We start from the raw sequence: 26789 nt of genomic DNA, 5'->3' as shown, positions 1-26789 counted from the left end.
AAAATGGATAAAGAATAATTAATGGTAGGAGAAAATGAGCTCACTGGAAGTATTTAGTCTAATCGCAGGCCTGGTCGGTGGTCTTGCAATGTTCCTTTACGGAATGAATGTAATGAGTGGCGGACTCACAAAAGCCGCAGGAGGCAAGCTCGAGAGCGTGCTTGCAAAAGTGACTGAGCACAAGGTAATCGCATACCTCTTTGGTGTGGGCGTTACGGCGCTGGTTCAGTCTTCATCAGCATCTACCGTCATGGTAGTTGGTCTTGTTAATTCGGGGATAATGACTCTTAAGCAGGCAGTTAATGTTATTCTGGGTGCCAATCTCGGTACAACCTTTACTGCATGGCTTCTTTCATTAAACGCAATCAGCAGTGAAAACTTTATAATCAATCTGTTAAAGCCCAAGTCCTTTACGCCCTTCCTGGCGCTTATCGGTATTGCGCTTTACATGTTTTCCAAGAATGATAAGAAGAAAAATATCGGAACAATTCTTCTTGGCTTCTCGGTTCTTATGTTCGGAATGAGCACCATGTCTGACGCAGTTTCACCTCTTAAGGATGTAGACGGCTTCAAGAGAGTACTTACAAGCTTCAGTAATCCCATCATCGGATTCCTTGTTGGTATCCTCTTCACCATGACCATCCAGTCTTCAGCCGGAACCATCGGTGTACTGCAGGCGTTATCACTATCCGTCAAGGTCAAGTACAGCATGGCTATCCCTGTTGTAGTTGGTGCGGAAGTAGGTACCTGTATCACAGCTATTCTCTCATCTCTTGGAGCTAACAAGAACGGTAAGAGAACAGCTCTTATGCATCTGTACTTCAACCTTATCAAGGCAACAACCTTCATGATCCTGTTCTATCTGATACATTCCATCGTGAACTTCGCGTTCATGGACAATGATATCGGAATGGTAGGAATCGCCGGAATCCACACGCTGGTTAACCTTGTGGCAACTCCGCTTATGCTGCCATTCTCAAATCTTCTTGTAAACATGGCACTGAAGACCATTCCTATCGACGAGAAGGAAAAGAAGGAGCAGGAGGAGCAGGAAGGTATCCGCACACTGGATCCACGCTTCCTTTCAAACCCGCCCTTTGCTCTTGAGCAGGCAAGGATAGCAGCAATTGCCATGGCTAACATGTGCAAGGATGCTCTTTACGAGGCTATCGGACTTATTGATAACTTTGAGGAAGAGAAGGCTCAGAATGTCGATTACCTTGAGAGAAAGGTCGATACCTACGAGGATCAGCTGGGAACATACCTCATGCAGATCAACGCTCATCACCTCGGTGTAAAAGACTCGCATACTCTGTCAGTTCTTTTGCACTGCATCACTGACTACGAGCGTATCAGTGACCATGCCCTCAACATCATGCAGAAGGCCAGAGGCATGAGCGAGTCTAAGAGAGAGTTTACTCCAAAGGCACAGTCCGAGATGGAGATCTTCTCCAATGCGGTAAAAGAGATCGTTGACCTCTCCGTCAGAGCTTTCGAGGCTCAGGATGTTGACCTTGCCAAGATGATCGAACCACTTGAGGAGACCATTGACGGCATCAACATGGAGGTTAAGAGAAGACATATCAGGAGACTTCGAAAAGGTAAGTGCACCATCGAGCAGGGCTTTGACCTCACGGATATCAGCACGGACTTTGAGCGTATCGCCGATCACTGCAGTAATATCGCAGTTGGTCTTATTGAGGTTGATGAGGACGCTTACGATGCTCACGAGTACATCGAGCACCTCAAGGCCGACAAGGGCGAAGAATTCGAGAAGGCAGTCGACTTCTATCAGAGAAAGTATCTGCTTCCTTCAGTTAAATACTAAGAAATATTTACCGGGGATAATTGTGTTATGAACATCAGAAAGCTGAACAGGCTTGATACACTTATAGAGAAACAAAGACAGGCAGGCGCACTTCAGGGCGCCAAGATAATCGTTGAGCACAAAGGTAAAAGAGTTTACGAAAACCACTACGAGCCCGACAGGGAGGACAGCATCTACAAGATCTTCAGCATGACCAAGCCAGTAACGGCCATGGCTGCCATGATCCTGTATGAGAGAGGCGACCTTGATCTTATGAGCAAGGTGTCTGACTATCTTCCGGCGTATGAGAGTGTCAACGTGGTTTCTGCCGAAGGTATCAGAAAGGCTGTAAACCCCATTACTGTAAAAGATCTTTTAAATATGACCTCAGGTATCGTGATGCCGGGAGAGTTCGGTGAAGCCGAAAGACTCATGGCCAAGATCGTAAAAGAGGCCAGAGCCCAGAGAGAATCAGGGATCTTAAAGAGTGGCGTCGATATCTGCAACAAGCTGGCTGAGGCAGGAGTTGCCTTTGAGCCCGGCGAGTACTTCAGATACGGATATTCTGCGGACATCTTAGGTGGCATCATCGAGGTTGTCACAGGCAAGAAGTTATCTGAGTTTTTCAAGAAAGAGATCTTCACTCCTCTTAACATGGAGGATACAGGCTTTAAGATCGACGAGGGAAAAGAGTTCAGGGCAGCAGTCCTTTACAGAAGAGATAAAAAGGGCAAGGTTGTAAGAGCCGAGGATGACGTAAGAAGACGCCTTCAGATGGAGAATCCGAGTAAGGACCCATGGTTTGAGAGGGGCGGAGCAGGTCTTTATTCCACCGCTGCAGACTACGCGCACTTTGCACAGATGCTTCTCAACAAGGGAGCATACCACGGCAAGGAGCTCATCGGCAGAAGAACCTTTGAGTTCATGACATCGCCTCAGCTTAATCCCCAGCAGCTCAGCACTTTGGATTTCGAATCCTGCAAGGGATGCAACTATGGCAATTTATTCAGGATCCTCACAGATCCGGCTAGCGCCTGCTCAAACGGAAGCGTCGGAGAGTTTGGCTGGGACGGACTGGGCGGAACATACTTCTTTGTTGACCCTGAGGAAGAACTGATATTTATATACATGCAGCAGATTGAGGGAGGCTGTGACTTCAGCTTCATAAGAGGCCTCAAGCAAATAGTTTACGGTGCATGTTGACGGAGTAAGTAATGGAATTTGAATATATAGAAAAGAAAGAGCAGGGAAGGTTCATCAACCGCTATGACGTTCATTACAAGATGGTGGACGGAAACGAGAAGGTCTACGAGATGATCAGCAGAAACCCTGATCTTAAGACCTTTGAAGACCTTCAGAACCGCAAGGAGGACGCAGTTGCCATCATCATGCATGATGAGTCCGGCGAGAAGATCCTCATTAACAGAGAATTCAGAATGGCCACAGGAAGATGGGTTTACAACTTCCCGGCAGGCCTTATCGATCCCGGAGAGACACCGGAACAGGCAGCAAAGAGAGAGCTCAAGGAAGAGACAGGACTTGATATCTTAAGGATAGACCAGTGGTGGGGACCGTGCTACAGCGCCATCGGTTTTTCAAATGAGAGAAATGCCTGCTGCGTAGGTGTGGCAGGAGGGTCTTTTTCCGAGAGCACATCCTTCCAGGAAGAGATTGAGCCCCGCTGGTACACAAAGAGTGAGGTAAAAGAGCTGCTGGCTACAGAGCCGTTTGCAGTAAGAACACAGGCATATTGCTATTGTTGGATAAATGGGTAAAGAGATGGGCAGTTCAGGCGGAATCTACCGCGCCAAGGACAAGAGTCGCGGTGAAGAACTCAAGAGAGGAATATCGGGCCTAAACATCTGCGAGGAATGCGGAGGTTTTTGCACCGAGAGCGTGCCCCTTATCGAGGGGCTTCCTGTCAATGCCCAGGTGAGCCTGATGGAGCACTCGATCCATGAGAACCTCAAGAAGAACAGCTATCTGTTCAGGGAGGGCGAGCCTGTTGATTCAATATGTATTATCCGAAAAGGAAGAGTCAAGCTCTGCAGATACGACTCCCTCGGAAGGGAGCAGATAGTAACGATTCTTGCAGATCACGACATCATCTGGGAAGGCATGTTCCTTGACGGCAGTATCTATCCCTATTCTGCTGTATGCCTCACCAATGCTTCCATCTGTCAGATACATAGGGATGATTTCATCAAAGTTGTCAATGATCCCCACGCAGCCATGAACACCATAATACTTCTTAGCAAGAAGCTGCATGATGCCAATGAGAGGAACATGCTTCTTTCAACTAAGGACCCGATGGCAAGGCTGGCGGGATTTCTTTTATACAGAGTCGACAGAAGTATCGACGACGATGTTATTTTAAAGCTCGATGATATCGCAGCCAGCGTAAGTCTTCGTACCGAGACCGTCTCCAGGAAGCTTCGCGAAATGGAGAGGGAGGGCCTTATTGAGAGGCTCGGACACGCAAGGATCAGAGTGCTGGACCGCGATGGACTTAAGGAGATATACGTTTCTCAGTAAGGAGCGTCTATGACATATTTCACATGCTTTTTCCTTGATAACGAAAAAGACATTATCGTAAGCCTGTACAAAGATTTGGACAGGCTTATGTTTGTGCTCTCAACACCAAATCACGGTACCGGAAACCTTATTAGGAATCTGGCTTCCACCTGTGGACTTCCGCTTACGAAGAACAAGGACGGGATGCTGGAGATAAGGGGAGAAGTTCCCTGCTATGTGGATGCCGATAATAAGGAATGCTATATCTTTAGCCTTGGTGATATCGAGGTGGCGAATATTTATCTCGATGGGACTGTTGAGACAAAGGCTTCAATTCCTGCCATCGCCAAGACTCTGATGAGTCAGACCAAGGAGCCGGACTTTGATCTCAGGAAGACGGTCTTTAAGACGCATATCAGGAAAGAGCTTAAGTTCGCCGGAGACCTTCACACTCACATGAACGGTAATCTCTCCGGGGATATTCTCATTGCGCTGGGAATTGCGCACCAGATACGCTATCCGCTTTACTATGTAAAAAAGCTTCAGCTGGGCCTTACAAATGCTCAGTGGGAGAAGGTTCTTAAGCAGCGCAAGAAGGTTGCATGGCAGTGGACTTCCTCGGATCTGAAGGGCAAGTATCTGGACAGGAAGATTGATGACAATACCTTTATCAACTTTGCGGATCTGATCCTCAACAACCTTGATAATGCAGAGATGAACATTGTTAAGATCCGTGGCTCGCTGGCGGTTATCAAGGACGGGCAGGCGGTGTTTACCAATCTGGAGAAGGTATACTTGTACCGTTATGTCTTTTGCAAAGGCAAGGAGAGTGAGGACAAGATCGACCTTAGCGGGATTGATCAGATTCCCGATGATGATGTTAAGAGGCATTTGAAGCAGATGCTGCGCGACAGGGAGAATCCGGATTATTGCGGAAATACCATTTTCCAGGACAAGCTCCTTTGGATTGCAAGAAGCTACAAGAAGCAGGGTGTGTGCTATGCGGAGATCAGCGACACGACTTTGGTTAAGAAGTATGAATCAATAGAGATGCTGAGGCAGGTTCATGAGGTAATGCCCAAGATATATCAGGAGACCGGAGTCATGATCAGGTTCCTGGCTGCCATCAGAAGGATTCCGCTCACTATCGTTAAGGATGCTGTAACTCCGGATAACTATCTGGAGCAGAACCTGGAGGTTTTGAAAGCTACGGCGCTGGATCCGTATGTGGCAGGGTGTGACTTTGTCGGCGAGGAGATAAACGACATTATTACGCTTAAACCGGCGTTTAAGGAGATCGTGAAGATCGCCGCCAAGGATCCGAGCTTTGTTATCAGGGTCCATGCTGGAGAGAACGACAGCCAGAAGGACAATATTGCCCACAGTATTCTGTGCGTCAAGGACTGTCTGGCACCCGGGCAGCAGATGCCGAGGATGAGGCTGGGACACGGCCTTTATACCTACAGTCCAAGGTCCAAAAAGGGCAAGGAAGTTCTGGCACAGCTCAAGGAAAACAAGGTTGTGCTGGAGTTCCAGATATCAAGTAATGTAAGACTCAACAACCTGAATTCGCTTAAGGATCATCCCCTGAAGCAGTACTTGAAACAGGGAATCTGGTGTGTTCAGGGAACGGACGGAGCTGCACTCTATGGAACGTCATCCATAGATGAGGAGCTCTCATTAAAGACCATGCTGGGGCTGACGGATGCAGAGCTTGGGCTTATGAAGGCTGCCGAGAGCGCAATCATCAAGTCCAGTCAGGAAGCGTACTCTGAAAAGAAAGAAGCCTTTGGTAGACTTCTTAAGGGCAGGGACATGGAAGAAGTTCTCCTTGAGAAGATGCAGAAGGTTAAGATATCCGGGGCATTATCGGGCGGCGAAGAAAAGCTCGATGCCAACAGGGAGTTCAAGGACCGCATCAGCGATATCACCTGGGACAGATTCCCGGTTGTAGTGCTTGGCGGAAGCTTTAACACGGAAAACCGCGCCACCAGGATAACTGAGGCCGGCAAGAAAGAACTGGATTCGCTCCTTAAGTTTTTAAATCCTGAGGAAGTGTGCTTTGTTATCGGGCATAAGATCTCGGGGTATGAGAAATATCTTTTGGACCACAACAAGAAGGGCTTCAGGGTTTATGCAGTTGTTCCGGCTCTTGTCACTGCGCAGGAGAGGGACAGACTATTGTCTTACCCGAATCTTCAGATCAGAGTCTCCCCAGAATCCCAGGGCATGGGAATCTACAAGAGCTTCAACTACGAGATCTTTGAGCGCCGCCCATCCATGGTTGTGGCCTTCGATGGCAACAGCGCCGCCGGAAACCTCATCCAGGAGGCCCGAAACGGCAAGGGCAAGTCTGCAATCCTCGTCTGGAGCCACTCCAAGAACCTGCGCCCCAAGGTCAGCACCCTTGGCGGCTATGTATACACCTTCGACGAGGCAAACGGCCTCGTCTCCCGAATCAAAGACCTACAAAAAGGCGTCCCCGGATGAGTCACCGGGGACGTTTCACTTTGACTCCTTAAAAGCTCTTTTACCAAAAAATAAAACCTCCGGGTCTGGAGTAACCCCAGATTCCGGAGGTGTTTCTTTTGCTATGCTACCAGATGCAACATTCTGGTTGCGATGTTGAAGTAAACCAGAAGTGAAAGTGCATCAACAATTGTTGTAATAAATGGGCTGGCCATAACTGCCGGGTCGAAGCCGATCTTGGATGCCAGCATAGGAAGGCAGCAGCCGACGAGCTTGGCGATGAGCACTACAAAGAGCAGTGTCAGGCAGATTACTGCAGCCACGAGAAATGATACTCTGTCCAAAAGCAGGAGCTTGGCGAAGTTTGCGATCGCAAGTGTTAAACCACAGAGCACAGCAACTCGGATTTCCTTCCAGATGATCTTAAAGATATCCTCGAACTCGATCTCTTTTAACGAAAGACCACGGATGATGGAAACGCTTGCCTGGGAACCGGCATTTCCTCCGGTATCCATCAGCATCGGGATGTAAGCGGTGAGCACAACGTAAGCAGAGAGCGCATCCTCAAAGCCTGTGATTATGGCGCCTGTGAATGTGGCACTGATCATGAGGAACAATAGCCACGGTATTCTGTTCTTGTAAGTTTCAAATATACCAACCTTGGGATAGGGCTTGTCGGATGGCACGATAGCTGCCATCTTCTCGATATCCTCGGTAGCCTCTTCTTCCAGGATGTCCACTACGTCATCGATGGTGATGATACCGACCATACGCGATTCGTTGTCGACAACGGGCATCGCTGTAAAGCCGTATTTCTGGAACATTCTGGCCGCTTCTTCCTGGTCGGTCATAGTTCCAATGCTTATGACGTTGGTGTTCATGATATCACCGATCACGTCATCGGGTTTCATAATGAGCAGGTATCTAAGAGCAACCGTTCCTACAAGGATCTTTTGCTTGGTTACAACGTAGCAGATGTTGATGGTCTCTGAATCAACGCCTTTTTTCCTGATTCGCTCTATGGCTTCGCTGACCGTCATATCTTCACGCAGGTCAACATACTCCACAGTCATGATAGATCCGGCTGAATCCTCAGGATAGCGAAGCAGGTGATTGATATCCGCCCTAGTCTCGGGGCTCGCATTGGCCAGGATACGCTTAACAACGCTGGCAGGCATCTCCTCCAGCAGGTCTGTAGCATCATCGGCCATCAGATTTTCAATAATGTTGGAAGCTTCTCGGTCTGACATGGACTGAATGATGTACTGCTGTACGTCCATTTCCAGATCGGCAAAAACATCAGCCGCCATATCCTTGGGGAGGATTCTGAACATTTTAAGAGAATCCTCGTCCGCCATCTCACTCATGGCAGCAGCGATATCTACTGTGTTCATCTCTGAGATGGTCTGGCGAAGCAGCGTATATTGCCTGGATGATAGAAGTTCCTGAAGTGTTTCAACGAGAGTCTTTTCTTCTTCTTTTTCCATGGTAATCTCCTTTGTATGTGGTTTTTATGGTACTTCGACCGGGAGCAGAATCACTACTGCATATATGTGAATCAGACTTCATTAAAAACCACCACCTTTCTGTTGGAGATTAGTGCATTGGAATATCTGCATAGAAAGCAGTTGCACTTCAGCACTCTTACTTTATCACAACTACGCTTAAAAGTGTACAAGTATAATCCGCAAATTTGAAATTTTGTTGCGAGGATAAATATGACATGTGGCTTCACAAAAGAAATAATTCACACAATTTTCAGACAATAAACCATTTTTAAACAAATATTATGATTAAAATAACCTTGAGACTCGTGAGGGGGTGTTGAACAAACACTGACAGGAGGTATCAAAAATGGGAGAACTTAAGGGTGTAGCACAGTACGAAATTGATATGTTGAAGGAGAAGCTTCATGCGAAGGCACTTCATCGCAGGAATGTTTACTTCATGAAAAAAGAAGTTGAGAGAGAAACACAGGAACTTAAGAAACTACTTAATTCTCGTTAGGGGCAAAAGACGGGGCGGCGAACATTTATCGTCGCCTCGTCTAATTTATTGAATTATTACACATACTATTTCTTTATGGAATTGGTAGTGATAAAATGTATTTATGTTATGAAAGAACCTTTAAGGGTTATAAATACAGTGGAAAGGAGGAGGGGATGATGTTCGCTGAATTCGAAGTTGAGGAAAAGGCATTTGATGAAGATTTATTCGTCAATGGTTTTTCAAAGGCTGCAAGCACAGAAAAGACAAACTGCAACGTTAGTTCTTGTGTTGATTCTTGCTGCTGTTAAGAAATGTATCATATTTAGATTTGTAAAGCCTGGACTGGTTTCCAGGCTTTATTTTTAAATATTCAGGGGAAAGAAATGGAACCAAGTGAAATAAGAAAAATTGCAGTCGAAAATTTGGCAGGCGGAAAAAATTATGATTTTTACGAACGTTTTTTGCGTCTGATGGGAAGCGACAGTATTGACAGCATTTTTGACGGCTTTGATATGCAGGATGCTGATTTTGACAGGATATGGGATTTAAGTCTTGCGGATGCCAGCCGGAACGGAGAGGGCAAATACTCTCCCTTCTATAAAATGATGAATATAATACTTGCCGACAATGACCTCGACAAGTTTCCAATCGAGTTGTCAGGGCTGATTAATGATTATTGTAATCTGTATTTGTACAAAATTGTCACTACAGCAGAAAAGTATTACTGTAGTAAACTTGATAATTCAGGCAAGGGCTTTGATAAATGGCTTTTGGAATCCGGATATACTCAGTTGTTTGAAAGCTATCCGGTGGCTTTTTATAAGCTGTTTCATTTATTGAAAAGCGTTGCCCTCAATATACAGGAATGTATTACGCGAATCAGAGAACATGAAGGTGAAATATTTGCTGCTTTCGGAATTCAAGCCGGGGTGAAATTGCAGTCGCTTGAATGTGGTGTTTCGGATTTGCACAACAACGGAAAGAGTGTTGTGATCTTAAAATATGAAAATGGACAGGGGGCTGTATATAAACCACGAGACACAAAAATAGATATTGCGTGGAATTCATTTTTGCAAAAATTTAACTTGTTTGATGATGTAATCCAACTGGCAGGTGTTAAAGCATTATCTTATGGCAACTATGGATTTTGTGAGTTGATCAAATATGAACCTGTCATGACAGAATCCGAATTGAAGCTGTATTACGAAAGATTTGGGGAACTTCTTTGTATTGTGTCGCTTCTTGGAGGAAGTGATTTTCACCATGAGAATGTTATGGTTTCAAAGCAGTGTCCAATCATTCTTGATCTGGAGACTTTATTGACTCCGATTTCGAAAAGAGAATACTCCAGTGTGGTAGACAATGAACCGGCATCAAATGAAGTGTCGCTAAATCCATCACGATCTTTGCTGCTGTCAAAATGGGTTGGCAGTAGTTTTGCGACGGCAGTAAATATAGGAGCTTTAACGGCATACAATGAGGACCATCATAATTATCCGCTTCGTGAAGATGGATCAATTGCATATGCTGACCTTTATGCCCAAAACGTTCTTGATGGTTATGAGAAATGCTATCGGATCATTCTGACAAACAAAGATTTCTTTAGAGAAGCCTTATCTGAATTTGGTAGCTGCCAGGTTCGTTTTGTTCTTAGAGATACGCGCGTATATTATAAGTTGTTATCGTACATGGCCAATCCTAAATATTTACATGACAACATGATGCACAATCTGGCATCGCTCCGGGTCTATGCACCTTTTTTACTTGCAACGGAAGATGACATGTTATCTACTGTCATACCGCTTATAAGAGCAGAGCAGGAGGCATTGCTAAGTGGCAATATACCGATATTCTATTGCAATAACAATGAAAAAAGTCTTTACCTTGTAAATCACAAAAAGATAATAACCGACTTTTTTCAAAAAGAACCGATACGCAGTGTTTTTGAAACTCTTGATTATTTTTCGGACTATCACTTGGAACAGGAACTCAAATATTTGGATATTATCTTAAGAATAAGTGCAGTACACAGAAGGCAGGATTACACGAGTATTTGGAGTTATCTGAATGTGGGAAGAAAGTGGATAGATACAGATGAGGACTGTTTGAATTTTTGTACGTCTGAAGTTGATCGCATTAATGGAATCATAGATGACTATATTCTGGATGCAGATAACAGGATATATTATGCTCCAATAAAAAACACGTTGAACGGTCATTATGAACTGGAAGTAATGAAGAACACTCTCTATGATGGAACGTTTGGTGTGTATTATTTCCTCTCGATGTTTGGAAAATGGAGAGAAAACAACACTGAAAAAGAGATGAAGCCATTCGTAATAAAATGGTGTGAGGACTTTCTTGCAGAGACCACAAGGTTGAAATTTCACAGTCTTGGTCTGGCATCAGGTATCGCAGGTGTGATTCTTTTTTTATGCAAGGAGTCAGAGCTATATAATGACAGGGTCTTTCTGAACTATGGTGCACAGATAATCAAACAGATTTCGGAAAAAGACATTAAAAGTTCAAAAGAAAGTGATTATTTTGGAGGACTATCCGGACTTCTGTATGTCACATGCTTAGTTCTTAAAGATTGTGAAGATCATTACAAAGCAGACTTAATTGATACTGTAAATCTAATAGTTGAAACGTTGCAATCCAGAATAGAACTTGAATCCGGGCTCTGGTTCGATGCTGACAATCAGTTTCATCCGCTTACAGGCCTTGCTCATGGACAAACGGGATACATCCTGGCACTTAGCAGCAGCCTGGAATTCTTAGAAACTGATAAAAGAGCATTTGTTTCAGAGACAATCAAAAGAGCTATGGAATATGAGGAGAATAGCTTTGACATTGAGGCCGGTAATCTTCCGGATTACAGAAGATTCTTTATAAAGATGCGCGATACGGATCCAAATAAATATATTAAGCGTTTTATGTATGGTAATTGCTCGGGAGTTGTGGGCGCTGCTATGGCATACGGGAAGATATGCGATTGCTTGGGAGAAAAAGATAAAAAGTATATATGGTATGACAGGGCTTTGAATTTCATGTCTTCCACGTCTATGATAGGCAATGATTCGTTGTGTTGCGGAATTGCTGCATGGATTGATCTTTTGGCTGAATTGCAAAAAGAGCCGCAATATGTGCAAAGAGTCAATGTTCTGATCAGGAGAATAATATTCTCGTTAAAAGAGCAGGGATATGTATTTAATGGACTTACAGATATAAATGATATCTCTCTGTATCGTGGAATAACAGGGATAGGCTATGCTTATCTGAGATTGCTTGACGATTTTCCATGTATTGTTATTTAGTAAAAAGCGTTCTCGTCACATCTTTTTAAGACCTTGAATAATTGAGCCAAGTGTTCTAAAATGTTGTGGTTAACAGTAGTAATGAGTAGAAATGGAGTAATACAAATGATGCAATCACGTACACATAACTGTGGTGAGCTTCGCATTGAGGATGCCGGCAAGAGCGTAACACTTGTAGGCTGGCTTGAGAACATGCGTGAAGTCGGATCGGGACTTGGATTCGTAGTTCTTCGTGACTTCTACGGCACAACTCAGATTGTCCTTGATACAGAAGAAATGGTTAAGACAGCCAAGGCTATCAATAAAGAGTCAACAATTTCCGTTAAGGGTGTTGTAAGAGAGCGTAGCTCCAAGAACCCTAAGCAGGCAACCGGTGATATCGAGGTTGTTCCTGAGTCAATCGAGGTTCTTGGCAGATGCCAGCACAACGAGCTTCCTTTTGAGATCAATCACTCAAGAGAGACCGATGAGACAGCACGTCTTAAGTACAGATACTTAGATCTCAGAAATCCTGAGGTTAAGAAGAACATTGTCCTTAGATGCAATGTTATTGCAGCTCTTCGTCAGTCAATGACAGAGCACGGATTTTTGGAGATCACAACTCCTATCCTTACAGCTTCATCCCCTGAGGGAGCAAGAGACTACCTGGTTCCTGCAAGAAAGCATCCGGGCAAGTTCTATGCACTTCCACAGGCTCCTCAGCAGTTCAAGCAGCTTCTTATGACAGCCGGCTTTGATCGCTACTTCCAGATCGCACCTTGCTTTAGAGATGAGGATGCGAGAGGAGACAGAAGCCCGGGAGAGTTCTATCAGCTTGATATGGAGATGGCATTCGCATCTCAGGAGGACGTATTCTCAGTATGTGAGGATGTTCTTCCTCCAATCTTTGCTAAATACGGCACATATAACCGTGCTTCAGGATCACCTTTCATGAGGATCCCATATCTTGAGGCTATGGAGAAATACGGATCAGATAAGCCTGACCTTCGTATCGACCTTACAGTTACTGATGTTACAGAGTCCCTTAAGGACTGCGGTTTCGGACCTTTCGCAACTAAGAGCGAGGACGGACAGGACACAGACGTAAGGATCAAGGCAGTTGTAATTTCAGACTTCAAGGAGAGCCGTAAGTTCATCGACAAGACCATCGGCGATGTTGAGGTTCAGTCAGGTAACAAGGCTTACTGGTTCAGAATGGACGAGAACGGAGAGCTTGTCGGAGGAATCTCCAAGTTTGTTGCTCCTATCAAGGACAGCGTAGTATCAGCTCTTTCACTCAAGTCAGGAGACCTCGTGGTTCTCTCAGCAGGTAAGCTCGGCGCAGCTCAGAAGACAGCAGGCGTTATCGTTAAGACCTTCGGAGCAGCAGTTCCCGGTCACATGGACAAAGAGCAGTACGCATTCTGCTGGATAGTTGACTTCCCTATGTACGAGATCGGGGAGGAGTCAGGCGAGCTCGAGTTCTGCCACAACCCATTCTCAATGCCTTCAGGCGGACTTGAGACACTTCTTAAGGCAGAGAGAGGCGAGATCGATCCTCTTTCAATAACAGCTGATCAGTACGACCTTGTATGTAACGGTGTTGAGCTTTCATCAGGTGCCGTTCGTAACCATGATCCCGAGATCATGATCAAGGCCTTCGAGATGGTAAGACTTGGCGAGGACGACGTTAAGGCCAAGTTCCCTGCTATGTACAACGCCTTCACCTATGGTGCTCCGCCACACGCAGGAATCGCACCCGGCGTAGACCGTATGGTAATGCTCCTTGCAGGCGAGGATACCATCAGAGAGATCATTCCGTTCCCTATGAACAAGAATGCTCAGGACGTAATGATGGACGCTCCCGGATACGTAACAGACAAGCAGCTTGAGGAGCTCCACATCAGAACCGTAGATGTTAAAACAGAAGAATAATAACCATAAAAAGAGCGGGCAGTGTATCAGCACTGTCCGCTTATTTCTATCATGTGAGAAACATAGGTAATATCCGTCAAATCCGTCAGGGACAATCTGCAGGTGCTCTGGGTGTGATTCATGAACATGATATACCCGGGCCTTTTGCCTGTCTTCATATGATAGATTACCATAACCCTCAGGTCGTTCATTTTCATGAAATCGGCGATATGGGGCATTAGCTCCCGGTTCAGATTAAATCCGAACACAGCAATGGGCGAGCTGTCCGCTTTATCTTTAAGCTCATCGCAGCCTACAATTGGAGTCTCCAGTACATTGTGGTCAAAAGAAATACTGCCGTCCGGGGCGGTGTTCCTCTGCAGCCCGTAATAACTCGTTTTTCCGTCTGCATCTACCATGTGGACTTCATCTATCACATAGACACTGAGCAGCTGTTCAAGCACCTGTTTTGTATCAAAATTCTTCTCTACAATGAGCTTATCCAGCAGATCTATCATCATAGAGCTCTTTTCCTGGTTCATCATATTGCTCTGGGAAACCGTCATGACCGTCTTGTCGAAGTGCATCTTCCCATGTATGAGCGGGGAGTAAAAGACATATCGGTTTCGTCCTTTGGTCTTGGCCAGATACAGCATCTTATCCGCCAGTGTAAACATGCTCTCATAGTCAAAGGCGTCTGCAGGGAAAAGAGCTCCTCCCATCGATACGGTTACGCAGACGTTGTTACCCATATCCTGATACTTTTCTTCCACAGTCTTGCGAATGTTCTTGAGGATAATTCTAAGGTCATGCTCGGTGCTGACATTTTCAAGGACCAGCATGAACTCGTCGCCGCCGATCCTTCCGACAACGCCGTTATCTCCTACAAACTCTTTTGCAATATGCGCTACATCAGTGATGATCTCATCACCCTTCATGTGGCCGAATGTGTCGTTGACAGACTTGAAGTTGTCTATGTCCATCAGGAAGAAATAGAATGGGGAATGATCCTTGGACTGCATGAGATTCATGGCGTAGTCCGTGATGGTGTTCTTATTGTAAAGCCCGGTCATCTTGTCATAGTAGCTGTCGGTGCTTCCGCTTTTCATGGTCTGGATGTCGCTGAGCTCTATCTGTATCGGCTCCTCCGGATTTTCCGGTTTGTTGATATTGGCTGCAAACCAGTCAAGGCCGTTGTTTCCGGATCTGACGCGAAAACACGTAAGATTGGTTTTGCCGTAACCTATGGCAAACATGCAGTTCTGGAGCTGCATGAAGTCAGGCGGCGGAATGATCTGACTTAAATTATGTAATTCTTTCATGCCAAGATAGCTTAAAAATGCATTGTCATTTTTTACGATATTAAGCTCATTATCTACGCATATGAGATATCTTTTAAACCGTCGCATACTACCTCCATACTAAAATTGTGCCTATTTTGAATTTATCAGAAAATAAGTCTTGTTAGCAACAGATAATGCTTTCAAATTGGCGAAATTTTGATAAAAGTTTTATAAATCGCCTTCCAAATTGTCGCACTTTTGTTGTGAAAGCCCTAAAAATGCAGTAAAATAGACTATGGGTCTTTATTTTTCAGAAAGGAGCGCAGAAAGCCTGATGGAAGTAAGAAATGTTTCAAAGCTTATTGGACAGTTCGCCATGGTTGGCCAGCTTGGCTTATCACTTCTGATGCCGCTTCTGATGTGTCTTTTCGCATGTTATCTGCTTGTATCCAAGTTATCTCTTCCGGTCTGGATATACATCCCCGGATTCATATTGGGACTTGGGGCTTCTATGACAACCGCCTACAAGGTTTATCTGTCAGTTGTTCAAAAAGAAGAGAAAAAGAAAATAAAGAGAAACCCAAATGAGGTTTATTTCAGTAAGCATATATAAAACTATTTTTGGGGAGAATATATAGGTATGAAATTACAGCCGGCTGTTAAGACTGAAACGGGGAGAATTGCCATCGCGACGGGGGTAGGCGTACTTGTCATGTACGCAGTGTTCTTTTGTTTGCACATGGTCGTTCCTAATTGGGCGCCATTTGATATAAAAGTCATCCTGGGAGGAATCGGCGGATTTATAGTAGCTGTCGCTAACTTCTTATGGATGGGTATCACTGTGCAAAAAGTTGCATCCATGGATGATGAAAAGGCGGCGAGATCAACAATGGGCGTAAGCTACAGATATCGTCTGCTGCTTCAGATCTTGTGGATAATACTGGCGATCGTTGTTCCGATATTTAATCCTGTATCGGGCATAGTTCCGCTACTTATTCCTGCATTATTTATAAAACTACGCGGTATCATTTCTGCGGGGAAAGGAGGTTGAAGGCGAAAGCATGAGTCAAAGCTTCGAAGTTGATTATGCGAAGATATACTGGACTATCAAGACCGGTATTCCGATCCTTGGAGATTTAAAGATCACCGAGACCCTCATAGTGAGCTGGATCGTAATGATCATAATCACCGGGCTGTGTATCTTCCTGACAAGAGACCTTAAGGTCGAGAACATTTCGAAAAGGCAGGCTTTTGCGGAAATGCTGGTAGAGATGGGCAACAATTTTGTCCGCAATAATACCGGAGGAAACAAGTTTGATAAACTGATACCCTTTGTATCAGCTCTTTTTGCCACTAGTGTGGTTTCAAACCTGATAAGTCTTGTGGGACTTAGAAGTCCTACAGCAGATCTGTCAACAGAAGCTGCCTGGGCGATAGTCGTGTTCATCATGATTACGTCTACAAAGATTAAGACCAACGGATTTGGCGGATATTTGAAAGGATTCACGACTCCAATTGCAGTTATGACACCATTCAATATTCTGTCTGAGTTGGCAACACCGGTTAGTATGGCGTGCCGTCATTTTGGTAATATCCTGTCGGGTGTTGTTATTGACGGACTGATCTACTGGGCTCTGGGCCTTGCATCAGCAGCGCTTTTCGGACTTATACCCGGTGCCGTTGGAAAATTCCTTTCCAACATTCCTATTCTCGGAATTGGTCTTCCGGCTGTGACCGGAGTGTATTTTGACTGGTTCTCAGGATGCATGCAGGCGTTCATTTTCTGTATGCTGACCGTCATGTACATCGCCAATGCGGCTGAGGAAGGATAACAACTTAATACGTACGTAACACTAAAAAATAATAAATGCTTTAGGAGGCAAAAGAATTATGGGTGATTTTCAGATGCTGGCAAAAGGTATTGCACTTGCAGGTTGTGGAATAGGTGCAGGATGTGCACTTATCGCAGGTATTGGACCTGGTATTGGTGAAGGAACTGCTGTTTCAAAGGCTCTCGAAGCTATCGGACGTCAGCCTGAGTGTAAGGGCGATGTAACAGGAACAATGCTTCTTGGATGTGCCGTTGCTGAGACAACCGGTATCTACGGTTTCGTTACCGGACTTCTTCTTATCTTCGTTGCACCTGGTATGTTTATGAATTACCTTCAGTAATAAAAAGGAGATAAAATATGCAGACACAAGATCTAGTAACCCTTGTGCCTTGGACCTTTATCATTCAGATCATTAACCTTTTTATTCAGGTCTTTCTGATCAAGAAGTTTCTTTTCAAACCTATCAATGACATTTTGGAAAAGAGAAGAAACCTTGCTGATAAAGAGATCAAGGAAGCCAGAGAGGCTAAGACTGAAGCCGATTCCTTGAAAGAACAGTATGAGAGCAGTCTCACACATGCTCATGCCGAAGCTGCACAGATCGTATCCGATGCTCAGAAGGAAGCCCAGAGTAAGGCTGACACACTGGTAAGGGATGCACAGGAAGAGGTAGCAGGCATTAAAGCCAGAGCGGCTGCTGATATTGAACAGGAAAAGAAAAAGGCTATCAACGAGGCCAAGGACGAGATCAGCTCCCTTGCAATGGACATTGCAGGTAAGGTTGTTGAGAAAGAGATCAACGAAGCTGATCACAAAAAACTTATTGAGGACTTTATTAACAAAGTCGGAGCATAAGATTTTTTCGAAGAAAAGAGGTAAGGAAAATGAGCAAAGCTGGAGATCTTTATGGGCAGAGCCTGTATGATCTGGCAGCGGAAGAGAACCTTACGGATGATATACTGGGCGAAATGGTGAGTGTGAGGGAGATCTTTAAAGAGAATCCCGATTACATAACACTCCTGTCGGAGCCTTCAGTCCCCAAGAAGGAAAGGCTGCAACTCGTAGACGAGTCGCTGGGAAGCAGCTTAAATACTTACCATCTGAACTTTATCAAGATACTCATAGAAAAAGGACTGCTTCGTGAGTACTCAGCTTGTTATAAGAGATTCAGAAAATCTTATAATGAGGCCCACGGCATAGCAGATGCACTGGTAACAACCGCAGTTGCTTTATCGGATGCACAGCTGTCGCAGTTAAAAGAGAAACTTGAAGGGATCAGCGGTAAGAAAGTCCTTTTGGAACAGAAAGTGGATACCGGCATCCTGGGTGGTGTCAGAGTAGACCTGGAGGGACAGCTCTTTGACGGATCAGTCAAGGGCAGGTTATCCGAGCTTCGCAAAAGAGTTGATGACATCGTCATCTAATTACATGAACTAATACATCGGAGGATGATATGGAGTTAAAACCAGAAAAAATATCCGAGGTCATTCGAAGCCAGATAAAGAATTATCAGAACGCAATCATTCAGAACGAGACGGGTACAGTTCTCACAGTCGGTGACGGTATCGCACGTGTCAGCGGTCTTTTGAACTGTATGTCCGGTGAGCTTCTTGAGTTTGAGAACGGAACATTCGGAATGGCTCAGAACCTCGAGGAAACAGTAGTTTCAGCGGTTTTGTTCGGCGAGGATGTTGGAATCAGCGAAGGACAGACCGTTAAGCGTACAGGAAGAGTCGTATCTGTTCCTGTAGGCGAGCAGATGATCGGACGTGTAGTAAATGCTATTGGACAGCCAATCGATGGCCAGGGTCCGATCGAATCAACAGAGTACAGGCCGGTTGAGTCACCTGCACCCGGTATTATCGCAAGACAGCCCGTTAAGGAGCCACTTCAGACAGGTATCAAGGCTATCGATTCCATGATCCCTATCGGAAGAGGACAGCGTGAGCTGATCATCGGCGATAGACAGACAGGTAAGACGACAATCGCCATCGATACAATTCTTAACCAGAAGGGAAAAGACGTTATCTGTATCTATGTAGCTATAGGACAGAAGCGTTCAACCGTTACAGCACTGGTTGAAGACCTTAAGAAGGGCGGCGCTATGGACTACACCATCGTTGTAGCAGCTACAGCGTCAGAGCCAAGCCCGCTGCAGTACATTTCACCATACACAGGCTGTGCTATGGGTGAGTACTTTATGAATCAGGGTAAGCATGTGCTTTGCATCTATGATGACCTTTCAAAGCACGCGGTTGCATACCGTGCACTTTCCCTGCTGATCAGAAGACCACCGGGACGTGAAGCTTATCCCGGAGACGTATTCTACCTGCATTCAAGACTCCTTGAGAGAGCTGCTAAGCTTTCTGATGAGAACGGAGGCGGATCGCTTACAGCCCTTCCTATCATCGAGACACAGGCAGGCGACGTTTCGGCATACATTCCTACAAACGTTATCTCCATCACTGATGGTCAGATATTCCTTGAGACAGAGCTCTTCCACTCAGGTATCATGCCGGCGGTTAACCCCGGTATCTCAGTATCCCGAGTTGGTGGTAACGCTCAGATCAAGGCCATGAAGAAGGTTGCCGGAACTTTGAAACTTGTTTATTCACAGTACCGTGAGCTGGCAAGCTTTGCACAGTTCGGATCCGACCTTGATGAGGATACCAAGAACCGTCTGGCTCAGGGTGAAAGAATCGTGGAAGTTCTTAAGCAGGATAAGAACAAACCGGTTCCTGTAGAGAAACAGGTTGCTATCCTCTACGCGGTTGTCAACAACATCCTGATGAAGGTTGATGTTGCAGACGTTGCAGAGTACGAGGCAGGACTTTATGATTTCCTCGATGCAGATCCTTCCGGAATCGCAGCAATGCGTGACATCCGTGAAACCGGTAAGCTCGAGGCTGAAACTGAGAACAAGTTAAAAGAGGCACTGGACGCTTATACAGACAAGTTCATTAAGCAGAAAGGCTGATAAGAGGAGGATAAGATAATGGCTGGATCAATGAAAGCTGTTAAACTCCGAATCAAGAGCGTTCAGAGCACGATGCAGATCACGAAGGCCATGCAGCTGGTTGCTGCATCCAAACTTCGTAAGGCAAAAGAGAGAGCTGATGCATCTAAGCCCTACCTTGAGACCATGCTTGGAACTCTTACAGATATAGCCAATTCAAACACGGATTTCCAGTCGCCTTTTACAAAGGCTGCGGAGAACGATAAGTGGCTGTACGTTGTAATCGCCGGAGATAGAGGTCTTGCAGGCGGATACAACTCAAACCTGTTTAAGTTCATGGAGCAGGAGACCAAGGGGAGAGATAATGTAACAGTTCTTCCCATCGGAAAAAAATCCGTAGAGTACTTTAAGCACAGAAACGTACCTCTTTTCACAGAAGAGTACGCAGAAGTTGCCAAGGTAAACATCTCGGATTGTTTCCAGGTTGCCAAGCTGATCTGTGAAGCGTACAAATCAGGAGAGTTCGGACATATATTCCTGTGCTACACGAATTTTATATCCATGCTCTCACAGGTACCCACAGCAGCATCACTTCTTCCTCTCTCGGACCTTAGATCCGAAGATGTGAAGTCTGATGGAAAACCAAGGGATCTGATCTTGTACGAGCCGGACTCAGAGACAGTGTTCAATGCTATTGTTCCGGAATATCTGGCGGGAATTCTTTATTCCAGTATCAACATTTCTTATGCCAGTGAGCTTGCGGCCAGAAGAACCGCGATGGAAGCAGCAACAGACAACGCAGAAGAGATGATTGATACCTTGAGTCTGTACTACAACAGAGCGCGTCAGGCAAGCATTACGCAGGAAATTACAGAAATAGTAGCTGGAGCCGAAAGCTGATCACGCTACTAATAAATTAAGGAGTCAAACACAATGAGTGAAAATCATATTGGAAAGGTAATACAGGTTACAGGCCCTGTACTTGACATCCGCTTTAAAGAGGGTGAGCTTCCGGATCTTCACAATGCTATTGAGATTATGGTTGGGGACAGAAGACTTATCGCTGAGGTTGCTCAGCAGGTCGGTGACGACGTAGTTCGCTGCGTTGCCATGAGTTCCACAGACGGTCTTGTTCGTGGCGTTGATGCAAAAGACACAGGAGGCCCAATCACTGTACCGGTTGGTGACAAGTGTCTGGGTAGAATCTTCAATCTTCTTGGAGAGCCTGTAGATAACGAGCCTGCTCCGGAGGATGTAGAGAGATGGCCAATCCATCGTCCTGCTCCTTCTTATGAGGATCAGGTTCCTGCTACAGAGATCTTCGAGACAGGTATCAAGGTCGTAGACCTTATCTGCCCTTACGCTAAGGGCGGAAAGATCGGTCTGTTCGGCGGTGCCGGAGTTGGTAAGACCGTTCTTATCATGGAGCTTATCAATAACGTTGCTAAGGCACACGGTGGTATTTCAGTATTCACCGGTGTTGGAGAGCGTACCCGTGAAGGTAACGACCTTTACGGAGAAATGAAGGAAAGTGGAGTTATCGATAAGACCGCACTGGTTTACGGTCAGATGAACGAGCCACCGGGAGCCAGAATGAGAGTTGGTCTTTCCGGACTTACAATGGCTGAATACTTCCGTGATGTAAAGAATCAGGACGTGCTTCTTTTCATCGATAACATCTTCCGTTTCACTCAGGCCGGATCTGAGGTTTCCGCCCTCCTTGGACGTATGCCTTCAGCCGTAGGTTATCAGCCTACACTGGCTACTGAGATGGGGGCTCTTCAGGAGCGAATTACATCAACCAAGAAGGGTTCAATTACATCCGTTCAGGCCGTATACGTACCTGCGGACGACCTTACTGACCCTGCTCCTGCTACAACCTTCACTCACCTGGATGCTACAACGGTTCTTTCCAGAGATATCGCTTCAAAGGGTATTTATCCGGCGGTTGATCCTCTTGATTCAACAAGCCGTATCCTTTCACCTGATATCGTAGGAAAAGAGCATTATGAAGTAGCAAAGGGAGTACAGCAGGTGCTTCAGAGATATCGTGAACTTCAGGATATCATTGCTATCATGGGTATGGACGAGCTGTCAGAAGAAGATAAGCTTACCGTTTACAGAGCACGTAAGGTTCAGAACTTCCTGTCACAGAGCTTCTCAGTTGCTGAGCAGTTCACAGGACTTCCCGGAAAGTACGTTCCTCTTAAGGAGACTATCCGTGGATTCAAGATGATCCTTGACGGTGAGTGCGATGATCTTCCGGAGTCAGCATTCCTTCTTGTTGGAACCATTGACGAAGTCTTCGAAAAGGCTAAAAAGTAAAAGGAGCGACTTATGTCTAGTTATCATTTACAGGTTGTCTCCATGGATGGCCTGGATTTCGATGGAGAAGTTCAGAAGCTGCTTCTGCGTACAATAGACGGTGATGTTGAGATCCTTGCTCGCCACACCGACTACTGTACCGCTATTGGAATGGGCACAGCGAGAGTGACCATGGAAGACGGCACAGAGAGAAAAGCAGCCTGTATCGGTGGAATGCTTTCAGTCTTAAAGGGCGAAGTCAGAGTCTTCCCTACCACCTGGGAGTGGAGTGAAGATATTGATATTGAGCGTGCTAAGGCTGCCAAAGCAAAAGCTGAAGAGAGACTTTCAGACCAGCTCCTGGACAAGGAAGCCAGAGTAAGAGCTGAGGCTAAGCTCTACAGAGCGCTCGTACGACTTGGTTCCACCGGTCATCAGGATCGCGAATTATAAGAATTAAAATAAGAGATTTAAACATAATGAAAACGCCCCCGGCATTTAGCCGGGGGCATTTTCAATTAATTGTGTAAGGGTTATATATAATTACTCCTTTACGCCGCCGATTGTAAGACCTGCAACGAAGTATCTCTGCAGGAACGGGTAGAGCATAACGATAGGAGCCATTGTAATGATGGTAGCTGCAGCTCTTACGGAAACGGGAGTGATGTTAACCTGTGTTCCTGTGGTAGCAGCACCTGCGTTACCCTTAAGGGAGGTAACGGCTGAAAGCATCTTCATCAGCTCGTACTGAAGTGTTGTGTACTGGTCTGCCATACGGTTGTAGAGCATTGTATCGAACCAGGAGTTCCACTGACCTACAGCAACGAAAAGAGCTATTGTTGCGTAGATAGGTTTACACAAAGGAGATACAACCGATAAGAAGATCTTCATGTAACCTGCACCGTCGATCTGAGCTGCTTCCTGAAGTGAATCCGGAAGACCTTCCATGTAGGTTCTCATAACCAGCATGTTGAAACCGCTTATCATTCCCGGGATTACATATACCCAGAAGGAATTGGTGAGATGAAGGTTTCTGTACAAAAGCATTACAGGGATCATACCACCGTTAACATACATTGTGATAACCCAGAAGAGTGAAAGCTGTGATCTGAACACGAAGTTCTTCTGGCTGACAATGAATGCAAGAAGCGCATTGGCTGCAACTGCAAAAATTGTTCCGAGAACGGTTCTTAAAACTGAAATAACAGCGCCGCGTCCGATATTACGAAGGGCAAGTACTGCGGAATAGTTCTGTGTAGTAAAGATTCTTGGCCAGAGATGTACACCGCCTCTCATGGCGTCGACACCGTCGTTAAATGAAATGGCCAGTGTGTTAAGTACCGGGTAAATGGTTACTATACAGAAGATCAGCATGAATAGATAAAGGAAAATGTAGAAAACTACATCCCATGCACTTAATTTATGAAGTCCACCTGACTTAAACTCATTCTTTTCCATACAGCACCTCCCTTAGAATAACCTTTCTTCGCCGGTCTTCTTAGCGATCTGATTTGCAAGTACTATGATCACTATGGATACTACACTCTTAAAGATACCGGCTGCAGTACCGAGGGAATAGTCATTCTGGCTGATACCCCAGGTCAGAACGTAGATATCGATGGTATCTGATACGCTCTTTACAAGTCCGTTTCCTAAGAGATACTGTACTTCGAAACCTGCATTAAGCAGATTTCCCATGTTCATAATAAGCAGGATAATAATCGTAGGCTTGATTCCGGGCAATGTAACGTTCTTGATCTTGCCCCATCTACCTGCACCATCGATGGAAGCTGCCTCATACAGGCAGGGATCAATGGATGTGATAGCTGAAAGATATATGATCGCGTTCCATCCTGTTTCCTTCCATACATGTGCGAAGGTTACGATAGGCCAGAACAGAGCCGGTATCGAGAAGAACGGAACAGTGTCTTTTACTAATCCAAATTTAACTAAAAGCTCGTTTATGATACCTGTTGATGAAAGGGCATCATTCAAAATACCTGTAACAATGATCCATGAAAGGAAGTGTGGAAGGTAGGAGATTGTCTGTACTACCTTCTTGGCTCTCAGCAGTCTGAACTCATTTAAGAGGATCGCAAAGACGATAGCTGTGAGAGTAGTGAAGATAAGATTCAATGTTCCCATGCAGAAAGTGTTTCTGATTACCTTAAGGAAGGTTACATCTGAGAACAGGAATCTGAATTTTTCAAGTCCAACCCACTTTGAGTGGAAGAGGCCTGTCTTATTCTTATAATTTTCAAAAGCCATCAACCAGCCGGCCAGGGGCAGATAACAGAAGATAAATCCGTAGATTACAAATACTGCAGACCATGCTATAAGAACCTTTTGCTTGGCGAGTTCTTTTCTTGTGATGACCGTTTTCTTTTTATTTGCGGCGGTTTTACTCATCCCTTTTGGTACCTTTCGTTTAATAATTCTGTATAAAAAGGCAGCCATATACTTATTAAGCTGCATATGGCTGCCTTATCATCTAGAACAAGAATTAAAGCATTAGTTGCCTGAATTTGCTGCTACTCTTCTGTCGAGCTCTTCCTGCATCTGGCTAAGGAAGTCCTGAGGATTGCATCCTTCATAAGCCTTCATGTAGTTGTTCCACTCGCTCTCGAAGTCTGAAGCCATAACTACCTTAGGAAGCCACTCGTGCTTAACTTCACCCATCTTTGTCCAAGCTACACCACCCTGTGTTGATGTATCAAGGTTGTTTGAGTATGACCACATAGGGAACCAAGGATGTGTTGCGTTTACATCTTCTACAACTGATCCGATGAGATCAGGATAGTTCTTAGCACCGTAAGCGTCGAAGCACTTCTTAAGAGGTTCAGCCAGCTTATCATAGAACTCTGAAGGCTGCTCTTCAGGAAGGTTAGCGTTCTTTCCATCGTCGCTTGTTCCGCCGTACTGAGGAAGGTAGCTGTATGTGCACATATGATCTGCTTTGTACTTAGGATCTGCTACCTGAGCTCTGATTTCAGGAGTTCTGTAGAAGAGTCCGTTATCGTCTACGAGGTAGTCAACACCTTCAACACCCCAGAAACGAAGGTTCATGATATCCTGGTCAAGCATCTTGTCAAGGAATGAGAATGCAAGGTCAGGGTCTGCGCAGCTTGTTGTAACTGCGATACCTGAAGCTGTGTTAAGTGTGTCGCCGTATGTATGCCAACGGTTGTCCATTCCCTCGTCAATTGTAAGTCCAAGAGGAACATAGTTGCAGCCCTGAGCGTCAAGACCTGCTGTAAGGAGTGCGTCGTTGATCTGCTGGAAATCCCAGTACTGATCGCACATACCAAGTACGTTACCGTTTGAAAGCTTCTGGATATAGTCGTCGTACTTCTGTGTTCCGAAGTCCTTATCAACGATACCCTTCTTGTACTCTTCGTTCAGCTTAGCGAAGTATCTCTTAGCTGTAGGAGTTGTATTGTAGTCAACGATTGTAGGATCCTTGCCCTCGAAATCAACGATTACAGAACCGTCGTTTGGATATCCGTCAAGGAACTGAGGAGCGTTCTCAATACAGAAGTATCTCCAGTCATCGCAAAGGCATGTGTAAGGGATGATATCCATCTCGTTGCCGTTAGCGTCTTTTGTCTTAGGATTAGCTGCTGCATATCTCTCAAGAAGATCGAAGTACTGATCAAGTGTCTTGATCTCAGGGTAGTTATCCCACTCAAGAACTCTTGCCTGAATCCAGAATGCTTCGTCGTTGTGAGCTGTTCCTGTAGGAGCGCCCTTTGTGTTCTGGAATACGTTGCACCAGTAGATGTGTCCGTCATCCTGTCTGAACTGATCCCACTCTGTAGGAGTGTAGTAGTTTGTAAGGTTAGGATACTTGCCACTCTCAAGGTACTCATCCCAAGGAATAAGAACACCTTCGTTGTAAAGATCTGTAGATCCGTCACCACCATCGATGAGGTCAGGATATGTTCCTGATGCGATGATTGATCCGATTGCTTCTGAAACTGTCTGACCTGTCAGCCATGTCTCTTTAAGACGAACACCGGTCTTCTCTGCGATCATGTCCTGGATCTCGTTGTTACCGCTGTTGATCTCTGTTCCGGGCATTCCTGCGAAGAATGTGAAGTCAACGATCTCGTCAGGTGCATAAGTCTTTTCTTCTGCAGCTGCTGTTGTGTCTGCTGCTGTGTCTGTAGTAGCAGGTGCTGCTGTCTCTGTGCCCCCATTTGATGTCTGTGCGCTGTCGCCTGTGCTCTGAGCTGCTTCACCACAACCAACAAGAGCGGTTGCCATGAGCATTGTGCTCATTGACAGAGCAACAACTTTTTTCATTGCTTTGTTTTTCATAATTACCCCTTTCTCCCTTTTACTTTTTTATTTGTTCCAAAAAAAGTATGATTATGTGACACTTTTCATGGATTATTATAGAACTCAGAAAATTTTGATAGAATG

General features: G+C 45.3%; 24 protein-coding genes. 19 read left to right on the top strand and 5 right to left on the bottom strand.

All coding sequences use genetic code 11. The features are described from left to right. Positions 1-34 precede the first annotated feature (34 nt). The 5 genes from G589_RS0112500 to G589_RS0112480 are packed head-to-tail and all read left to right on the top strand — an operon-like array spanning position 35 to position 6811. Positions 35-1828: a Na/Pi cotransporter family protein gene (locus tag G589_RS0112500; protein WP_022767977.1), complete on the top strand. Its 1794-nt coding sequence runs from the start codon at positions 35-37 to the stop codon at positions 1826-1828. 27 nt (positions 1829-1855) lie between these two features. Then, on the top strand, positions 1856-3010 hold the full coding sequence (locus G589_RS19905; RefSeq protein ID WP_051192369.1) for a serine hydrolase domain-containing protein: 1155 nt from the start codon (positions 1856-1858) through the stop codon (positions 3008-3010). An 11-nt stretch (positions 3011-3021) separates the two neighbouring features. Next, positions 3022-3582 carry an NUDIX hydrolase gene (locus G589_RS0112490; RefSeq protein ID WP_022767979.1) on the top strand — a complete coding sequence of 187 codons (561 nt, stop codon included), beginning with the start codon at positions 3022-3024 and terminating at the stop codon, positions 3580-3582. Beyond that, complete coding sequence (locus G589_RS0112485) at positions 3575-4342, top strand: Crp/Fnr family transcriptional regulator (protein ID WP_026522381.1); 768 nt, start codon at positions 3575-3577, stop codon at positions 4340-4342. Before G589_RS0112490 ends, G589_RS0112485 begins: the two co-directional genes overlap by 8 nt. Positions 4343-4351: 9 nt before the next feature. Beyond that, positions 4352-6811, top strand: coding sequence for a hypothetical protein (locus tag G589_RS0112480; RefSeq protein WP_026522380.1), 2460 nt, complete (start codon positions 4352-4354; stop codon positions 6809-6811). A gap of 101 nt (positions 6812-6912) precedes the next feature. Here G589_RS0112480 and mgtE read toward each other — a convergent pair whose 3' ends face one another. After that, positions 6913-8277: a magnesium transporter gene (gene mgtE, locus G589_RS0112475; RefSeq protein WP_026522379.1), complete on the bottom strand. Its 1365-nt coding sequence runs from the start codon at positions 8275-8277 to the stop codon at positions 6913-6915. Between the two features lie 367 nt (positions 8278-8644). On the opposite strand from mgtE, the gene G589_RS21935 reads away from it, so the two are divergent. The 4 genes from G589_RS21935 (at position 8645) to aspS (ending at position 14010) form a co-directional block, all read left to right on the top strand. Beyond that, positions 8645-8797 carry a hypothetical protein gene (locus G589_RS21935; RefSeq protein WP_155832541.1) on the top strand — a complete coding sequence of 51 codons (153 nt, stop codon included), beginning with the start codon at positions 8645-8647 and terminating at the stop codon, positions 8795-8797. A 155-nt stretch (positions 8798-8952) separates the two neighbouring features. Further along, positions 8953-9087: a hypothetical protein gene (locus G589_RS22335; protein ID WP_255344696.1), complete on the top strand. Its 135-nt coding sequence runs from the start codon at positions 8953-8955 to the stop codon at positions 9085-9087. Between the two features lie 75 nt (positions 9088-9162). Next, positions 9163-12096: a DUF4135 domain-containing protein gene (locus tag G589_RS0112460; protein WP_026522378.1), complete on the top strand. Its 2934-nt coding sequence runs from the start codon at positions 9163-9165 to the stop codon at positions 12094-12096. A gap of 105 nt (positions 12097-12201) precedes the next feature. Next, the gene (gene aspS, locus G589_RS0112455; RefSeq protein WP_035776065.1) at positions 12202-14010 is read left to right on the top strand and encodes an aspartate--tRNA ligase; all 1809 of its coding nucleotides are present in this window, start codon (positions 12202-12204) and stop codon (positions 14008-14010) included. Between the two features lie 26 nt (positions 14011-14036). On the opposite strand, the gene G589_RS0112450 is transcribed toward aspS, so the two are convergent. After that, positions 14037-15398, bottom strand: coding sequence for a GGDEF domain-containing protein (locus G589_RS0112450; protein ID WP_026522376.1), 1362 nt, complete (start codon positions 15396-15398; stop codon positions 14037-14039). Between the two features lie 208 nt (positions 15399-15606). Between G589_RS0112450 and G589_RS0112445 the strand changes: the two genes are divergently transcribed. The 10 genes from G589_RS0112445 to atpC are packed head-to-tail and all read left to right on the top strand — an operon-like array spanning position 15607 to position 22817. Next, entirely contained in the window at positions 15607-15885 is a 279-nt protein-coding gene (locus G589_RS0112445; protein WP_022766435.1) for an AtpZ/AtpI family protein, read from the top strand. Between the two features lie 27 nt (positions 15886-15912). Next, positions 15913-16323, top strand: a complete 411-nt coding sequence (locus G589_RS0112440) for an ATP synthase subunit I (RefSeq protein ID WP_026522375.1) — start codon at positions 15913-15915, stop codon at positions 16321-16323. A gap of 10 nt (positions 16324-16333) precedes the next feature. Next, positions 16334-17104 carry a F0F1 ATP synthase subunit A gene (locus tag G589_RS0112435; protein ID WP_022767987.1) on the top strand — a complete coding sequence of 257 codons (771 nt, stop codon included), beginning with the start codon at positions 16334-16336 and terminating at the stop codon, positions 17102-17104. A 58-nt stretch (positions 17105-17162) separates the two neighbouring features. Further along, positions 17163-17444: an ATP synthase F0 subunit C gene (gene atpE, locus G589_RS0112430; protein ID WP_013279572.1), complete on the top strand. Its 282-nt coding sequence runs from the start codon at positions 17163-17165 to the stop codon at positions 17442-17444. A gap of 17 nt (positions 17445-17461) precedes the next feature. Beyond that, positions 17462-17959 carry a F0F1 ATP synthase subunit B gene (atpF, locus tag G589_RS0112425; RefSeq protein WP_026522374.1) on the top strand — a complete coding sequence of 166 codons (498 nt, stop codon included), beginning with the start codon at positions 17462-17464 and terminating at the stop codon, positions 17957-17959. A gap of 29 nt (positions 17960-17988) precedes the next feature. Continuing rightward, a complete protein-coding gene (gene atpH / locus G589_RS0112420) occupies positions 17989-18528 on the top strand; it encodes an ATP synthase F1 subunit delta (RefSeq protein ID WP_022767989.1) in 540 nt (179 codons plus the stop codon). A gap of 29 nt (positions 18529-18557) precedes the next feature. Continuing rightward, positions 18558-20081, top strand: coding sequence for a F0F1 ATP synthase subunit alpha (gene atpA, locus G589_RS0112415; protein WP_022767990.1), 1524 nt, complete (start codon positions 18558-18560; stop codon positions 20079-20081). An 18-nt stretch (positions 20082-20099) separates the two neighbouring features. Further along, positions 20100-20960: an ATP synthase F1 subunit gamma gene (gene atpG, locus G589_RS0112410; RefSeq protein ID WP_026522373.1), complete on the top strand. Its 861-nt coding sequence runs from the start codon at positions 20100-20102 to the stop codon at positions 20958-20960. 33 nt (positions 20961-20993) lie between these two features. Continuing rightward, positions 20994-22385, top strand: coding sequence for a F0F1 ATP synthase subunit beta (gene atpD, locus G589_RS0112405; RefSeq protein WP_022766443.1), 1392 nt, complete (start codon positions 20994-20996; stop codon positions 22383-22385). A gap of 12 nt (positions 22386-22397) precedes the next feature. Then, positions 22398-22817, top strand: a complete 420-nt coding sequence (gene atpC / locus G589_RS0112400) for an ATP synthase F1 subunit epsilon (protein ID WP_026522372.1) — start codon at positions 22398-22400, stop codon at positions 22815-22817. Between the two features lie 90 nt (positions 22818-22907). Here the strand turns inward: atpC and G589_RS0112395 are convergent, their stop codons facing one another. The 3 genes from G589_RS0112395 to G589_RS0112385 form a co-directional block, all read right to left on the bottom strand. Beyond that, positions 22908-23822 (bottom strand): carbohydrate ABC transporter permease, encoded by a 915-nt coding sequence (locus G589_RS0112395; RefSeq protein ID WP_026522371.1) that lies wholly within the window; start codon positions 23820-23822, stop codon positions 22908-22910. A 12-nt stretch (positions 23823-23834) separates the two neighbouring features. Then, positions 23835-24773, bottom strand: coding sequence for an ABC transporter permease (locus tag G589_RS0112390; protein ID WP_026512402.1), 939 nt, complete (start codon positions 24771-24773; stop codon positions 23835-23837). A gap of 102 nt (positions 24774-24875) precedes the next feature. Further along, positions 24876-26684: a sugar ABC transporter substrate-binding protein gene (locus tag G589_RS0112385; RefSeq protein ID WP_242826448.1), complete on the bottom strand. Its 1809-nt coding sequence runs from the start codon at positions 26682-26684 to the stop codon at positions 24876-24878. Between the last annotated feature and the right edge of the window lie 105 nt (positions 26685-26789).

The organism is Butyrivibrio sp. VCB2001 (genome assembly GCF_000423965.1).
In the GTDB taxonomy this organism is placed as follows: domain Bacteria; phylum Bacillota; class Clostridia; order Lachnospirales; family Lachnospiraceae; genus Butyrivibrio.
This window is presented reverse-complemented; position numbering and strand designations above follow the sequence as displayed.

What these genes read in the sequence shown, in the direction of transcription:
- G589_RS0112445 (WP_022766435.1), top strand. Translation starts at nt 15,607, where the DNA reads ATGGAAGTAAGAAATGTTTCAAAGCTTATTGGACAGTTCGCCATGGTT.
- G589_RS0112485 (WP_026522381.1), top strand. Translation starts at nt 3,575, where the DNA reads ATGGGTAAAGAGATGGGCAGTTCAGGCGGAATCTACCGCGCCAAGGAC.
- G589_RS0112385 (WP_242826448.1), bottom strand. Translation starts at nt 26,684, where the DNA reads ATGAAAAACAAAGCAATGAAAAAAGTTGTTGCTCTGTCAATGAGCACA.
- atpE (WP_013279572.1), top strand. Translation starts at nt 17,163, where the DNA reads ATGGGTGATTTTCAGATGCTGGCAAAAGGTATTGCACTTGCAGGTTGT.
- aspS (WP_035776065.1), top strand. Translation starts at nt 12,202, where the DNA reads ATGATGCAATCACGTACACATAACTGTGGTGAGCTTCGCATTGAGGAT.
- atpF (WP_026522374.1), top strand. Translation starts at nt 17,462, where the DNA reads ATGCAGACACAAGATCTAGTAACCCTTGTGCCTTGGACCTTTATCATT.
- G589_RS0112460 (WP_026522378.1), top strand. Translation starts at nt 9,163, where the DNA reads ATGGAACCAAGTGAAATAAGAAAAATTGCAGTCGAAAATTTGGCAGGC.
- G589_RS0112500 (WP_022767977.1), top strand. Translation starts at nt 35, where the DNA reads ATGAGCTCACTGGAAGTATTTAGTCTAATCGCAGGCCTGGTCGGTGGT.
- G589_RS0112435 (WP_022767987.1), top strand. Translation starts at nt 16,334, where the DNA reads ATGAGTCAAAGCTTCGAAGTTGATTATGCGAAGATATACTGGACTATC.
- atpA (WP_022767990.1), top strand. Translation starts at nt 18,558, where the DNA reads ATGGAGTTAAAACCAGAAAAAATATCCGAGGTCATTCGAAGCCAGATA.
- mgtE (WP_026522379.1), bottom strand. Translation starts at nt 8,277, where the DNA reads ATGGAAAAAGAAGAAGAAAAGACTCTCGTTGAAACACTTCAGGAACTT.
- G589_RS19905 (WP_051192369.1), top strand. Translation starts at nt 1,856, where the DNA reads ATGAACATCAGAAAGCTGAACAGGCTTGATACACTTATAGAGAAACAA.
- G589_RS0112490 (WP_022767979.1), top strand. Translation starts at nt 3,022, where the DNA reads ATGGAATTTGAATATATAGAAAAGAAAGAGCAGGGAAGGTTCATCAAC.
- G589_RS21935 (WP_155832541.1), top strand. Translation starts at nt 8,645, where the DNA reads ATGGGAGAACTTAAGGGTGTAGCACAGTACGAAATTGATATGTTGAAG.
- G589_RS0112395 (WP_026522371.1), bottom strand. Translation starts at nt 23,822, where the DNA reads ATGGAAAAGAATGAGTTTAAGTCAGGTGGACTTCATAAATTAAGTGCA.
- G589_RS22335 (WP_255344696.1), top strand. Translation starts at nt 8,953, where the DNA reads ATGATGTTCGCTGAATTCGAAGTTGAGGAAAAGGCATTTGATGAAGAT.
- G589_RS0112450 (WP_026522376.1), bottom strand. Translation starts at nt 15,398, where the DNA reads ATGCGACGGTTTAAAAGATATCTCATATGCGTAGATAATGAGCTTAAT.
- G589_RS0112480 (WP_026522380.1), top strand. Translation starts at nt 4,352, where the DNA reads ATGACATATTTCACATGCTTTTTCCTTGATAACGAAAAAGACATTATC.
- atpC (WP_026522372.1), top strand. Translation starts at nt 22,398, where the DNA reads ATGTCTAGTTATCATTTACAGGTTGTCTCCATGGATGGCCTGGATTTC.
- atpD (WP_022766443.1), top strand. Translation starts at nt 20,994, where the DNA reads ATGAGTGAAAATCATATTGGAAAGGTAATACAGGTTACAGGCCCTGTA.
- atpG (WP_026522373.1), top strand. Translation starts at nt 20,100, where the DNA reads ATGGCTGGATCAATGAAAGCTGTTAAACTCCGAATCAAGAGCGTTCAG.
- G589_RS0112390 (WP_026512402.1), bottom strand. Translation starts at nt 24,773, where the DNA reads ATGAGTAAAACCGCCGCAAATAAAAAGAAAACGGTCATCACAAGAAAA.
- atpH (WP_022767989.1), top strand. Translation starts at nt 17,989, where the DNA reads ATGAGCAAAGCTGGAGATCTTTATGGGCAGAGCCTGTATGATCTGGCA.
- G589_RS0112440 (WP_026522375.1), top strand. Translation starts at nt 15,913, where the DNA reads ATGAAATTACAGCCGGCTGTTAAGACTGAAACGGGGAGAATTGCCATC.